This window comes from Klebsiella sp. GG_Kp173, assembly GCF_040062415.1.
In the GTDB taxonomy this organism is placed as follows: Bacteria; Pseudomonadota; Gammaproteobacteria; order Enterobacterales; family Enterobacteriaceae; genus Klebsiella; species Klebsiella quasipneumoniae.
The window spans coordinates 31956-44996 of the sequence record NZ_JBEAFZ010000022.1 but is presented as its reverse complement, the minus strand read 5'-3'; the positions used below and the strand labels follow the sequence as shown (position 1 = coordinate 44996).

The window sequence follows — 13041 nt, the reverse complement described above, 5'->3', positions numbered from 1 at the left end:
GAGAGTTATTGTAATGCGCGTAGCAGCGCATCGTTGTCGGCGCTATCGGCAACCTGAATCTCCTGCCAGCCCAGCTCCCGGGCCTGAAGGGCCAGACGTTCGCTGACAACGACAACGCGGCAGTGCAGGAGCCACCGTTCGCGATACCATTGCGGTATTAACGACCATAGCTGCTGCAGCATCTCGCCGCTGGTGACCACCAGCGTGGTGACCCCGCGAGATTGCCAGCGCATCGCTTCTTCTGCGCCATCGTAATGCTTTGCACTACGTTGATAACATTCACAAAATGTGACCCTGGCGCCGCGCTCGGTCAGCGTCGCGCCTAAGAGTTCCCGCCCGCCATTGCCGCGTAAGATCAGCGCATTTTTCCCGGCAATGTTTTGTAATTCAGGTAATTGTAGCAAGACTTCGCTAATTTCCCGATCTAACGGGTAATGGATATGCTGCCCGCTGACCGTATGCAGGGCCAGCGCCGTCGTGCGGCCAATGGCAAAATAGCGTGGGGAAGTGGGCCAGGGCAGCCCCTGTTGCTGCAGGCGGGCATGGGCGAACTCCACCGCATGCTGGGACAGCGCAAACAGCAGATCGTCAGGCCCGAGGCGGGCAAGCGCGTCGCCCAGCGCGGGAAGCTCCCGGCCAGGCGTAAATTCTATCAGCGGAAAGCCCCAGGCCACGCGTCCCATGGCCCGCAGACGGCTGACCAGCGCTTCTCCTTGCGGTAATGGACGAGTGACCAGGATGCTCATCGTGGGGCTTCTCCATCATAAACTGCCGCGAGAATGTCGCGCGCGCCGTTATCCAGGAGCTCTTCCGCCAGCGAGATGCCGAGCGCTTCAGCCTGCTCTGCTGGCCCGCGCCGTTCGCCGCGTACCATCTGCGAACCATCCGGGGCGCCAACCAGCGCCCGCAGCCACAGTTCGCCGTTGACGAGTTCCGCATAGCTGCCAATCGGCACCTGGCAGCCGCCTTCGAGACGAGTGTTCATCGCCCGCTCGGCGCGCACGCGCACTGCCGTTTCCGTATGGTTGAGAGGCGCTAGCAGCCCCTGGGTCCATGCATCGTCGAGACGGCATTCGATGCCGACCGCTCCCTGGCCGACCGCCGGCAGGGATTGCTCCGGCGACAGCGGCTGGCGAATTCTCGCCTCGAGCTGCAGGCGTTTCAGGCCGGCGGCGGCGAGGATGATGGCGTCATACTCGCCGTTATCCAGCTTACTCAGTCGGGTACCGACGTTACCGCGCAGAGAGCGGATCACCAGGTCCGGACGAGTGGCGGCCAGCTGGCACTGACGGCGTAAACTTGATGTGCCAACGACGCTGCCGGCCGGGAGTTCATCAATCGAGGCATAGTGATTGGAGACAAACGCGTCGCGCGGATCGTCGCGCTCGCAGATAGTCACCAGCCCCAGACCCTCTGGGAATTCCACCGGCACATCTTTCATCGAATGAACGGCGATATCGGCGCGCCCTTCGAGCATGGCAAGCTCTAACTCTTTCACAAATAAGCCCTTGCCTCCCACCTTTGCCAGCGGAGTATCAAGGATGACATCCCCGCGAGTGACCATCGGCACCAACTCGACCTTCAGTCCGGGATGCGCGTGTTCCAGGCGCGCCTTAACATATTGCGCCTGCCATAGCGCAAGCGGGCTTTGCCGTGTGGCAATTTTCAAAACTTTGTCTAACATGCTTGTTACCGTCATTGTCGACCACTAACCATCCTAACATTGTTGTCTTACGGATGTTAGTTTTCACGGTTTATGTGGGAGATAGCTCCGGCCCACTCTTTTTTAACCTTTCATGCGCGTGGCGGTTGCCGGAGGCGTAGTGAGGAATTTACAGGTAATAAACGGTGCTACACTTGTATGTAGCGCATCTTTCTTTACGGTCAATGAGCAAGGTGTTAAATTGATCACGTTTTAAACCATTTGTCCGTCCGCTGCTCATCACAACCACACCGACGACGAATGGTGACGGTTTTTGTTGAAATACTGAAATCCTCCGTACTATTGTACCTCGGGTTTTTGAACATCAGGCGATATGTCTTGTACCTCTATATTGAGACACTGAAACAGAGACTGGATGCCATCAACCAATTGCGCGTGGATCGCGCGCTTGCTGCCATGGGACCCGCTTTCCAGCAGGTTTACAGTCTACTGCCAACGTTATTACATTATCATCACCCGCTGATGCCGGGTTACCTTGACGGTAACGTTCCCCGTGGCATTTGCCTCTACACGCCTGATGAAACCCAACGCCACTATCTTGAAGAACTGGAACTGCATCGCGGCATGCAGACCCAGGAGCCGCCAAAAGGCGAGCTGCCGATCACCGGCGTCTACTCGATGGGTAGTACCTCCTCCGTCGGCCAGAGCTGTTCTTCCGATCTTGATATCTGGGTATGTCACCAGGCCTGGCTGGATAGCGAAGAGCGCCAGCTGCTGCAGCGAAAATGCAGCCTGCTTGAGAGCTGGGCGGCCTCGCTCGGCGTGGAAGTCAGCTTCTTCCTGATCGACGAAAACCGCTTCCGCCATAACGAAAGCGGCAGCCTCGGCGGCGAAGACTGCGGTTCGACCCAGCATATTTTACTGCTCGATGAGTTCTACCGCACCGCGGTGCGTCTCGCCGGCAAGCGTATTCTGTGGAATATGGTGCCGTGCGATGAAGAAGAGCATTACGACGATTACGTCATGGGGCTGTATGCCCAGGGCGTGCTGACGCCAAACGAGTGGCTCGATCTCGGCGGCCTTAGTTCACTGTCGGCGGAAGAGTACTTCGGCGCCAGCCTGTGGCAGCTGTATAAGAGTATCGACTCGCCCTATAAAGCGGTGCTGAAAACGCTGCTGCTGGAAGCCTACTCCTGGGAATACCCCAACAACCGCCTGCTGGCGAAAGATATCAAACAGCGCCTGCACGACGGCGAGATCGTCTCCTTCGGACTCGACCCCTACTGCATGATGCTGGAGCGCGTGACCACCTACCTCCAGGCCATTGAAGATGAAACTCGTCTCGACCTGGTGCGCCGCTGCTTCTACCTGAAAGTGTGCGAAAAACTCAGCCGCGAGCGCGCCTGCGTCGGCTGGCGTCGCGAAGTCGTCAGCCAGCTGGTCAACGCGTGGGGCTGGGATGAAAAGCGTCTGATGATGCTCGACAACCGGGCGAACTGGAAAATTGATGAAGTGCGCAAGGCGCACAACGAACTGCTCGATGCGATGATGCAGAGCTATCGTAATCTGATCCGCTTCGCACGGCGCAATAACCTCAGCGTCTCCGCTAGTCCGCAGGATATCGGCGTGCTGACGCGTAAGCTGTATGCGGCCTTTGAAGCGCTGCCGGGCAAAGTGACGCTGGTGAACCCGCAAATTTCGCCGGATCTGTCGGAACCGAATCTGACCTTTATTCACGTGCCGCCGGGTCGCGCCAACCGTACCGGTTGGTATCTGTATAACCGCGCGCCGGATATGGAATCGATCATCAGCCATCAGCCGCTGGAATATAACCGTTATCTTAATAAGCTGGTGGCCTGGGCCTGGTTTAACGGCCTGCTGACCTCACGCACCCGCCTGTTTATTAAGGGCAACGGCATCGTCGATCTGGCGAAGCTGCAGGAGATGGTGGCCGATGTGTCGCACCACTTCCCGCTGCGCCTGCCGGCGCCCACGCCAAAAGCGCTATACAGCCCGTGCGAAATTCGCCACCTGGCGATTATCGTCAACCTCGAATATGACCCGACGGCGGCCTTCCGCAATCAGGTGGTGCACTTCGATTTCCGTAAGCTCGATGTCTTCAGCTTCGGCGAAGAGCAAAAATGTCTGATCGGCAGCGTCGACCTGCTGTATCGCAACTCGTGGAATGAAGTGCGTACGCTGCATTTCAACGGCGAGCAGGCGATGATTGAAGCGCTGAAAACGATCCTTGGTAAAATGCATCAGGATGCCGCGCCGCCGGACAGCGTGGAGGTCTTCTGCTATAGCCAGCATCTGCGCGGCCTGATCCGCACCCGCGTACAGCAGATGATCTCCGAGTGCATCGAACTGCGTCTCTCCAGTACCCGTCAGGATACCGGGCGCTTTAAAGCGCTGCGCGTCTCCGGCCAGACCTGGGGACTGTTCTTCGAGCGTCTTAACGTTTCGGTGCAGAAGCTGGAAAACGCCATTGAGTTCTACGGCGCTATCTCGCACAACAAGCTCCATGGCCTGTCGGTGCAGGTGGAAACCAATCACGTTAAGCTGCCGGCGGTAGTGGACGGATTCGCCAGCGAAGGGATTATCCAGTTCTTCTTTGAAGACGCGGATAACAACGACAGCGGCTTTAACATCTATATTCTCGATGAGAGCAACCGCGCTGAGGTCTATCACCACTGCGAGGGCAGCAAAGAGGAGCTGGTGCGCGACGTCAGCCGCTTCTATTCGTCATCGCACGATCGTTTTACCTACGGCTCCAGTTTTATCAACTTCAACCTGCCGCAGTTCTATCAGATTGTCGAGGTGGACGGGCGCACCCAGGTGATCCCTTTCCGCACCCAGGCGATTGCCGCCGCGATACCCACCAGCCAGGACGTTACCGCCTCGCCGGTGCTGCAGCAGCGCTACTCGTAGATTTGGCCCGGAAAAGGCGCAATGCGCCGTCATCCGGGAAACATGTCATTAACGGAATCTCACCGTCTCACCGGCCTGCTGGCTCGCCGCCTGCTCCAGCAGATCCCAGAAGGTTTCACCGCTGCGATCGCAGATCCACTCGTCGCCTTTGAGATCGAAATGGTAGCCGCCCTGTTTGGTGGCCAGCCACACCTGGTGCAGCGGCTCCTGACGGTTAATAATGATTTTGCTGCCGTTTTCAAAGCTAATAGTCAGCACGCCGCCGTTGATTTCGCAGTCGATGTCGCTATCGCCGTCCCAGTCATCCAGGCGTTCTTCGATGGTCATCCACAGGCTATCGGCCAGGCGATGGAATTCACTGTCGTTCATAATTTTATTCTGCTTTTTTGATTTTTGAAGATGGGTCGCAGTATAGCGCGAAACAAAAGCGCGCGCAGTCGGATGCTAAAGGCTTGCTTTTACGTCTTCTCCTGCGATGATAGAAAGCAGAAAGAATGAATCACGGGCAACTATCAATGAAAAACGTTTTTCCTACGCTTGCCGTTTTGTTTGCGATCTTCAGCCTGACCGGCTGCGGTCTGAAAGGGCCTCTCTATTTCCCGCCGGCTGATAAAACCGCGCCGCCGCCGACCAAACCGGTTAACCCGGGCATTCAGAGCTCAACGCCGGATCGTAACGATCGTGGCGATACCGGTGGTCCGAGCCAGGTCAATTACTAACGATAACGTTCTGTTCCGCGCAACTGGAGTAGATGATGCAGTTCTCTAAAATGCATGGCCTTGGCAACGATTTTATGGTCGTTGACGCGGTAACGCAGAATGTTTTTTTCTCGCCGGAGCTGATTCGCCGCCTGGCGGATCGCCACCTTGGCGTCGGGTTCGATCAGCTGTTGGTGGTGGAGCCGCCCTACGATCCGGATCTGGATTTCCATTACCGGATCTTTAATGCCGACGGTAGCGAAGTGTCGCAGTGCGGCAACGGCGCGCGCTGTTTCGCGCGTTTCGTCCGGCTGAAAGGCCTGACCAATAAACGTGATATCCGCGTGAGTACGGCCAACGGCCGTATGGTATTAAGCGTAACGGAAGACGATCTGGTGCGGGTGAATATGGGCGAGCCCAACTTCGAGCCCTCCCAGGTGCCGTTCCGCGCCAACAAAGCGGAAAAGACCTATATCATGCGTGCCGCCGAGCAGACAGTATTGTGCGGCGTGGTGTCCATGGGGAACCCGCACTGCGTTATCCAGGTGGATGATGTGGATACGGCGGCGGTGGAAACCCTCGGCCCGGTGATGGAAAGCCATGAGCGTTTTCCGGAGCGCGCGAATATCGGTTTTATGCAGGTGGTCGGCCGGTCCCATATTCGTCTGCGCGTCTACGAACGCGGCGCGGGGGAAACCCAGGCCTGTGGCAGCGGCGCTTGCGCCGCGGTGGCGGTGGGGATCCAGCAGGGGTTGCTCGCTGAAACGGTACGTGTGGAATTACCCGGCGGTCGTCTTGATATCGCCTGGAAAGGCCCGGGCCAGCCGCTGTTTATGACCGGCCCGGCGGCCCATGTCTATGATGGATTTATTCATTTATGAAACCAATCGGGGAAGAACAGCAGGAGGTCGCCAGCGCATTGAACGATCGTGCAGTGGTGGACTATCTGTTGCAAAATCCTGAATTTTTTATTCGTAATGCCGCCCAGGTCGAACATCTCCGCGTCCCGCATCCGGTGCGCGGTACGATTTCGCTGGTGGAGTGGCACATGATGCGGGCGCGTAACCATATCCATGTGCTGGAAGAGAATATGTCGCTGCTGATGGAGCAGGCGGTAGCCAATGAAAGCTTGTTCCAGCGCCTGCTGCAGCTGCAAACGCGGCTGGCGGCGGCGGAGAGCCTCGACGATATGCTTAACCGCCTTCACCGCTGGGCGCGCGAGCTGGGGCTGGCGGGCGCCACGGTGCGCCTGTTCCCTGACAGCTGGCGCCTGGGCGCGCCTTCGAAGTTTACCCACCTGGCGTTAAGCCGGCAGGCGTTTGAGCCGATCCGTATTCAGCGTCTGGGCCAGGCGCGCCACTACCTTGGGCCGCTGAACGGTCCGGAGTTGCTGGTGGTATTGCCGGAGGCGAAAGCCATTGGGTCAGTGGCGATGTCGCTGCTGGGCGGCGATAATGCCCCTGGCGTGATGCTCTTTAGCAGCCGCGATGCGCAGCATTATCAGCCAGGACAGGGGACGCAACTGCTGCAGGAGATCGCCCAGATGCTGCCCGGCCTGCTGGAGCGCTGGATTGAACGCGCATGACCGATTCTCCTCTCTTCTCCGCCGTCGCCCGCTTTCTGCGCCACCTTGGCGTTGAACGCCAGCTCAGCCCGATCACGTTACTGAATTACCAGCGACAGCTGGACGCGCTGATTGCCCTGGCGGATGAGGCGGGTCTGAAAAGCTGGTCGCAGTGCGATGCCGCTCAGGTGCGAAGTTTTGCGGTGCGCAGTCGCCGCGCGGGATTAGGCCCGGCAAGCCTGGCGCTTCGCCTGTCGGCGCTGCGCAGTTTCTTCGACTGGCTGGTCGGCCAGGGCGAGCTCAGCGCCAATCCGGCGAAAGGGATTGCCGCGCCGAAAATTCCCCGTCACCTGCCAAAAAATATCGATGTCGATGACGTCAATCGGCTGCTGGATATTGATCTCAACGATCCGCTGGCGGTGCGCGACCGGGCGATGCTGGAGGTGATGTACGGCGCGGGGCTGCGTTTGTCCGAGCTGGTCAACCTTGATATCAAACATCTCGATCTCGAAAGCGGCGAGGTCTGGGTGATGGGCAAAGGTAGCAAAGAGCGCCGCTTGCCGATCGGTCGCAACGCCGTGATGTGGATTGAGCACTGGCTGGATTTACGCGGCCTGTTCGGTACTGACGACGACGCGCTGTTTTTGTCGAAACTGGGCAAGCGCATTTCGGCGCGCAACGTACAGAAGCGGTTCGCCGAGTGGGGCATTAAGCAGGGGCTGAACAGCCATGTGCATCCGCACAAGCTTCGCCACTCCTTTGCCACCCATATGCTGGAGTCCAGCGGCGATCTGCGCGGTGTGCAGGAGCTGTTGGGTCATGCTAACCTCTCCACCACCCAAATCTATACCCATCTCGACTTTCAACACCTTGCCTCGGTGTACGATGCCGCGCATCCGCGCGCAAAACGGGGGAAATAATGCGTTTTTACCGACCTCTGGGCCAGATTTCCGCGCTGACGTTTGACCTGGACGATACCCTTTATGATAACCGCCCGGTCATTGACCGGACGATGCACGAGTCGCTGGCTTTTGTACGCAGCTACCATCCGTCGCTCAGCCAGTTCGACGCCCATGAGCTTAATCAGCTGCGCCAGACGCTGTTGTCATCCGAGCCTGAGATCTATCACGACGTGACCGTCTGGCGCCACCGTGCGCTGGAGTTAGGCATGCGTAACGCCGGACTCTCCGCCGACGAGGCGAAAGCGGGGGCCGATGCGGCGATGGAACACTTCGCCCAGTGGCGCAGCCGCGTCGATGTCCCGCAGGAGACCCACGATACGCTGGCGAAGCTGGCGGAGAAGTGGCCGCTGGTGGCGATTACCAACGGCAACGCCCGACCAGAGTTGTTTGGCCTGAGCGACTATTTCCGCTTTGTGCTGCGCGCCGGGCCGGATGGCCGCTCCAAGCCGTTTGCCGACATGTACCATCTGGCGGCGGAGCGCCTGAACTTACCGCGCGGGCATATTCTGCACGTCGGCGATGACCTGACCACTGACGTCGCCGGATCGCTGCGCTGTGGCATGCAGGCCTGCTGGATCAAACCGCAAGGCGCGGACCTGATGCACACCGCGGACAGCCGCCTGCTGCCGCATATTGAAATTTCACAGTTGGCATCTCTGACCTCGCTGATATAATCACCAGTTACTCTGTATATATTAACAGGGGTTCGTGGAACCCCTTCTCTTCCGGCGGTGCCAATGGACGTTTCTTACCTGCTCGACAGCCTTAATGACAAACAGCGTGAAGCCGTAGCGGCCTCGCGCACCAACATGCTGGTTCTGGCAGGGGCGGGCAGTGGTAAGACGCGCGTTCTGGTGCACCGTATCGCCTGGCTGCTGAGCGTGGAGAACTGCTCGCCGTATTCTATTATGGCGGTGACCTTTACCAACAAAGCGGCGGCAGAGATGCGCCACCGTATCGGCCAGCTGATGGGCACCACCCAGGGCGGCATGTGGGTGGGCACCTTCCACGGCCTGGCCCACCGCCTGCTGCGCGCGCACCATCTGGACGCCAACCTGCCGCAGGATTTCCAAATCCTTGATAGCGAAGACCAGCTGCGCCTGCTGAAGCGTCTGATTAAGGCGATGAACCTCGATGAGAAGCAGTGGCCGCCGCGTCAGGCGATGTGGTACATCAACAGCCAGAAAGATGAAGGGCTGCGCCCGCATCATATTCAGAGCTACGGCAACCCGGTCGAGCAGACCTGGCAGAAGGTCTATCAGGCCTATCAGGAAGCCTGCGATCGCGCCGGGCTGGTGGACTTCGCCGAACTGCTGCTGCGCGCCCACGAGCTGTGGCTGAATAAGCCGCATATCCTCCAGCACTACCGTGAGCGGTTCACCAATATCCTCGTCGACGAATTCCAGGATACCAACAACATTCAGTACGCGTGGATCCGCCTGTTGGCGGGCGATACCGGCAAGGTGATGATCGTCGGCGATGACGATCAGTCGATTTACGGCTGGCGCGGCGCGCAGGTCGAGAACATTCAGCGTTTCCTTAACGATTTTCCCGGTGCGGAAACCATCCGCCTTGAGCAGAACTATCGCTCGACCAGCAACATCCTCAGCGCCGCCAACGCCCTGATTGAAAACAACAACGGTCGCCTGGGCAAGAAGCTATGGACCGACGGCGCCGACGGCGAGCCGATCTCGCTGTACTGCGCTTTCAACGATCTCGACGAAGCACGCTTCGTAGTGAACCGGATAAAAACCTGGCAGGAGAACGGCGGGGCGCTGGAGCAGTGCGCCATCCTCTATCGCAGCAACGCCCAGTCGCGCGTGCTGGAAGAGGCGCTTCTGCAGGCCAGTATGCCGTACCGCATCTATGGCGGCATGCGCTTCTTCGAACGCCAGGAAATCAAAGACGCGCTCTCGTACCTGCGTCTGATCGCCAACCGTAACGACGATGCGGCGTTTGAGCGCGTAGTCAATACGCCGACCCGCGGCATCGGCGACCGCACGCTGGACGTGGTGCGCCAGACGTCACGCGATCGTCAGCTGACGCTGTGGCAGGCCAGCCGTGAGCTGCTGAAAGATAAAGCGCTGGCCGGTCGCGCCGCCAGCGCCCTGCAGCGCTTTATGGAGCTGATTGACGCGCTGGCGCAGGAGACCACCGATATGCCGCTGCACGTCCAGACCGATCGGGTGATTAAAGACTCCGGGCTGCGCGCGATGTACGAGCAGGAGAAAGGCGAGAAGGGTCAGACCCGTATTGAAAACTTAGAGGAGCTGGTGACGGCGACGCGCCAGTTTAGCTACAACGAAGAAGATGAAGATCTGATGCCGCTGCAGGCGTTCCTCTCCCACGCCGCGCTGGAAGCGGGCGAGGGACAGGCGGATACCTGGCAGGACGCGGTTCAGCTAATGACCCTGCACTCGGCGAAAGGGCTGGAGTTCCCGCAGGTGTTCATCGTCGGCGTCGAGGAGGGGATGTTCCCGAGCCAGATGGCCCTTGATGAAGGCGGCCGCCTGGAAGAAGAGCGTCGTCTGGCCTACGTTGGCGTGACGCGCGCCATGCAGAAGCTGACGCTGACCTACGCGGAAACCCGCCGTCTGTACGGCAAAGAGGTTTACCATCGGCCGTCGCGCTTTATTGGAGAGCTGCCGCAGGAGTGCGTAGAAGAAGTGCGTCTGCGGGCTACGGTGAGCCGCCCGGTAAACCATCAGCGACTGGGCGCGCCGATTGCCGAGAGCGATACCGGCTACAAATTAGGCCAGCGCGTACGGCATCCGAAGTTTGGCGAAGGCACCATCGTTAACCTCGAAGGCAGCGGCGAGCACAGCCGGCTGCAGGTGGCTTTTCAGGGGCAGGGGATCAAATGGCTGGTCGCGGCTTACGCCCGGCTCGAGGAAGTGTAACTTTAAGAAAAATATCATTATTTTGTAATATTCTGCTACCTTTATACGTTAAGGCGCCTGATTTGCGCTTTCGCGTTCCGTTGCGTGTTGACGCCGATTTTGCGCTGGCGTAACATGCGCGCACGATTACGCTAAGAGGACATTCGCCTTGGACACACCCAGTAGATGCTGGCTCAACTTCCTGTCATTCAGGAACAACTCCTAAGGCTATCCTCTTATGCTGATAGCCTTAGCGGTTGTCAGCGACCTGCCCCATTCCCGTCGCGCTGAGTCAGGCTTAATGGTCTGAAACCCAATTTGTTTCTGTGTGCCCACCGAACTGTCCGATAATTTTTTTGCATTGGGAGTCCCGGTCATGCTGAGCGCATTTCAACTGGAAAACAATCGTTTAACGCGCCTGGAAGCCGATGAGATCAAGCACCTCGCCAGCTCGGTGTGGGTCGATCTGGTCGAGCCTGACGACGATGAGCGAAGCCGCGTGCAGACGGAACTGGGTCAGAACCTGGCGACGCGCCCGGAGCTGGAAGATATCGAAGCCTCCGCGCGTTTCTTTGAAGATGAAGACGGGTTACATATCCACTCCTTCTTCTTTTTCGAAGATGCCGACGATCACGCGGGTAACTCTACCGTGGCGTTTACCATCCGCGAAGGGCGCCTGTTTACGCTGCGTGAGCGTGAACTGCCCGCTTTTCGCCTCTACCGCATGCGCGTGCGTAACCAGACCCTGGTGGACGGCAACGCCTACGAGCTGCTGTTAGATCTGTTCGAGACCAAAATCGAACAGCTGGCGGATGAGATAGAAAACATCTACAGCGACCTGGAAAAGCTGAGCCGCGTGATTATGGAAGGCCACCAGGGCGATGAGTACGACGAAGCGCTGTCGACGTTGGCGGAGCTGGAAGATATCGGCTGGAAGGTCCGCCTGTGTTTGATGGATACCCAGCGCGCGCTGAACTTTCTCGTGCGCAAAGCGCGCCTGCCGGCGGGCCAGCTGGAGCAGGCGCGGGAGATCCTGCGCGATATCGAATCCCTGCTGCCGCACAACGAATCGCTGTTCCAGAAGGTGAACTTCCTGATGCAGGCGGCGATGGGCTTTATCAACATCGAGCAGAACCGCATCATCAAGATCTTCTCGGTGGTGTCGGTGGTGTTCCTGCCGCCAACTCTGGTGGCCTCCAGCTACGGGATGAACTTTGAATTTATGCCTGAGCTGCACTGGAGTTTCGGCTACCCGGGGGCGATCGTCTTTATGATGCTGGCTGGCCTGGCGCCGTATCTCTACTTCAAGCGTAAAAACTGGCTGTAGTTGTTGTGCCGGATGCGCTGCGCCTATCCGGCCTGAGTGCTGTACTTTTGTAAGCCGGATAGGGCGGAGCCGCCATCCGGCAATGTCCTAGCTCCGACGCCCCCGCCTTTGCGTATACACCGCATCCATCACGAATATCGCCAGCGCCACCCAGATAAAGCCAAAGGTGACCATTTTATCCTTGCCCGGCACTTCGCCGTAGAACGTCACCGCCAGCAGGAACATCAGCGTCGGGCCGATGTACTGGAAAAAGCCCAGCGTGGAGAGCCGCAGACGCGTTGCCGCCCCGGTGAAGCACAGCAGAGGGATGGTGGTCACCACGCCCGCCGCCATCAGCAGCAGATTGAGCGACCAGGGGTTCTGCCCCATATGGCTGGTGGGGCTGTCGGTGATGCCGAACAGCCAAATCGCCGCCACCGGCAACAGCCACAGCGTTTCCACCAGCATGCCGGTCTGCGCATCGACAGCGATTTTCTTCCGCACCAGACCATAAAAGGCAAAGCTGAAGGCCAAACCAAGGCCGATTATCGGTAGCGAACCAAAGGTCCAGAGCTGCACCAGCACGCCGCAAAAGGCGAGGATCATCGCCAGCCACTGCAGGCGACGGAAACGTTCGCCAAGGAAAATCATCCCTAACAGAATATTCACCAGCGGGTTGATAAAGTAGCCGAGGCTGGCTTCCAGCATATGGTGGTTATTCACCGCCCAGATGAACAGCAGCCAGTTACCGCCGACCAGCACCGCAGAGAGCGCCAGCAGGAAGATCTTGCGCGGCGTCTTCAGCAGCTTTTTCACCTGCGGCCACTGACGGCTAACGCTGATGAGCGCCACCATGAAGAAGAAAGACCAGATCACGCGATGGGTCAGAATTTCATCGGCGGGAACATAGTAAATAAGTTTGAAGTACGCCGGCGCGATACCCCAGATAAAGTAGGCGGCGAGGGCCAGAATAATCCCCAACCGCGTCTGTTTCGCTTCCATCGGTAAAATCCATTGCCAAAGAGAGTGATGTTACTC

At 58.5% G+C, this 13041-nt stretch carries 12 protein-coding genes; 8 read left to right on the top strand and 4 right to left on the bottom strand.

Translation table 11 applies throughout. The annotated features are described in order from the left end of the window. Positions 1–5 precede the first annotated feature (5 nt). Both hemD and hemC read right to left on the bottom strand, forming a co-directional pair. The gene (gene hemD, locus ABLU50_RS12460; protein ID WP_017899402.1) at positions 6–746 is read right to left on the bottom strand and encodes a uroporphyrinogen-III synthase; all 741 of its coding nucleotides are present in this window, start codon (positions 744–746) and stop codon (positions 6–8) included. Further along, positions 743–1684, bottom strand: a complete 942-nt coding sequence (gene hemC, locus ABLU50_RS12455; protein WP_004886804.1) for a hydroxymethylbilane synthase — start codon at positions 1682–1684, stop codon at positions 743–745. The genes hemD and hemC overlap by 4 nt, the downstream gene beginning before the upstream one ends. Positions 1685–2041: 357 nt before the next feature. Here hemC and cyaA point away from each other — a divergent pair, with 357 nt between their 5' ends. Beyond that, a complete protein-coding gene (cyaA, locus tag ABLU50_RS12450; RefSeq protein WP_002883383.1) occupies positions 2042–4594 on the top strand; it encodes a class I adenylate cyclase in 2553 nt (850 codons plus the stop codon). A 48-nt stretch (positions 4595–4642) separates the two neighbouring features. Here cyaA and cyaY read toward each other — a convergent pair whose 3' ends face one another. Beyond that, the gene (gene cyaY, locus ABLU50_RS12445) at positions 4643–4963 is read right to left on the bottom strand and encodes an iron donor protein CyaY (RefSeq protein WP_004886799.1); all 321 of its coding nucleotides are present in this window, start codon (positions 4961–4963) and stop codon (positions 4643–4645) included. Between the two features lie 146 nt (positions 4964–5109). Between cyaY and ABLU50_RS12440 the strand changes: the two genes are divergently transcribed. From ABLU50_RS12440 to corA, 7 genes are all read left to right on the top strand, one after another. Continuing rightward, positions 5110–5313, top strand: a complete 204-nt coding sequence (locus ABLU50_RS12440) for a lipoprotein (protein WP_004886794.1) — start codon at positions 5110–5112, stop codon at positions 5311–5313. Positions 5314–5348: 35 nt separating this feature from the next. Beyond that, positions 5349–6173 carry a diaminopimelate epimerase gene (dapF, locus tag ABLU50_RS12435; protein WP_002883394.1) on the top strand — a complete coding sequence of 275 codons (825 nt, stop codon included), beginning with the start codon at positions 5349–5351 and terminating at the stop codon, positions 6171–6173. Further along, positions 6170–6877, top strand: a complete 708-nt coding sequence (locus ABLU50_RS12430; RefSeq protein WP_004886790.1) for a DUF484 domain-containing protein — start codon at positions 6170–6172, stop codon at positions 6875–6877. Before dapF ends, ABLU50_RS12430 begins: the two co-directional genes overlap by 4 nt. Next, complete coding sequence (gene xerC / locus ABLU50_RS12425; RefSeq protein ID WP_004886788.1) at positions 6874–7776, top strand: tyrosine recombinase XerC; 903 nt, start codon at positions 6874–6876, stop codon at positions 7774–7776. Before ABLU50_RS12430 ends, xerC begins: the two co-directional genes overlap by 4 nt. Beyond that, on the top strand, positions 7776–8492 hold the full coding sequence (gene yigB / locus ABLU50_RS12420; RefSeq protein ID WP_057212559.1) for a 5-amino-6-(5-phospho-D-ribitylamino)uracil phosphatase YigB: 717 nt from the start codon (positions 7776–7778) through the stop codon (positions 8490–8492). Before xerC ends, yigB begins: the two co-directional genes overlap by 1 nt. A gap of 63 nt (positions 8493–8555) precedes the next feature. Beyond that, the gene (gene uvrD / locus ABLU50_RS12415; RefSeq protein ID WP_004886784.1) at positions 8556–10718 is read left to right on the top strand and encodes a DNA helicase II; all 2163 of its coding nucleotides are present in this window, start codon (positions 8556–8558) and stop codon (positions 10716–10718) included. Between the two features lie 355 nt (positions 10719–11073). Beyond that, a complete protein-coding gene (gene corA / locus ABLU50_RS12410; protein ID WP_002883400.1) occupies positions 11074–12024 on the top strand; it encodes a magnesium/cobalt transporter CorA in 951 nt (316 codons plus the stop codon). Positions 12025–12111: 87 nt separating this feature from the next. Here corA and rarD read toward each other — a convergent pair whose 3' ends face one another. Beyond that, positions 12112–13005 (bottom strand): EamA family transporter RarD, encoded by an 894-nt coding sequence (gene rarD / locus ABLU50_RS12405; protein WP_004886781.1) that lies wholly within the window; start codon positions 13003–13005, stop codon positions 12112–12114. Positions 13006–13041: the final 36 nt, after the last annotated feature.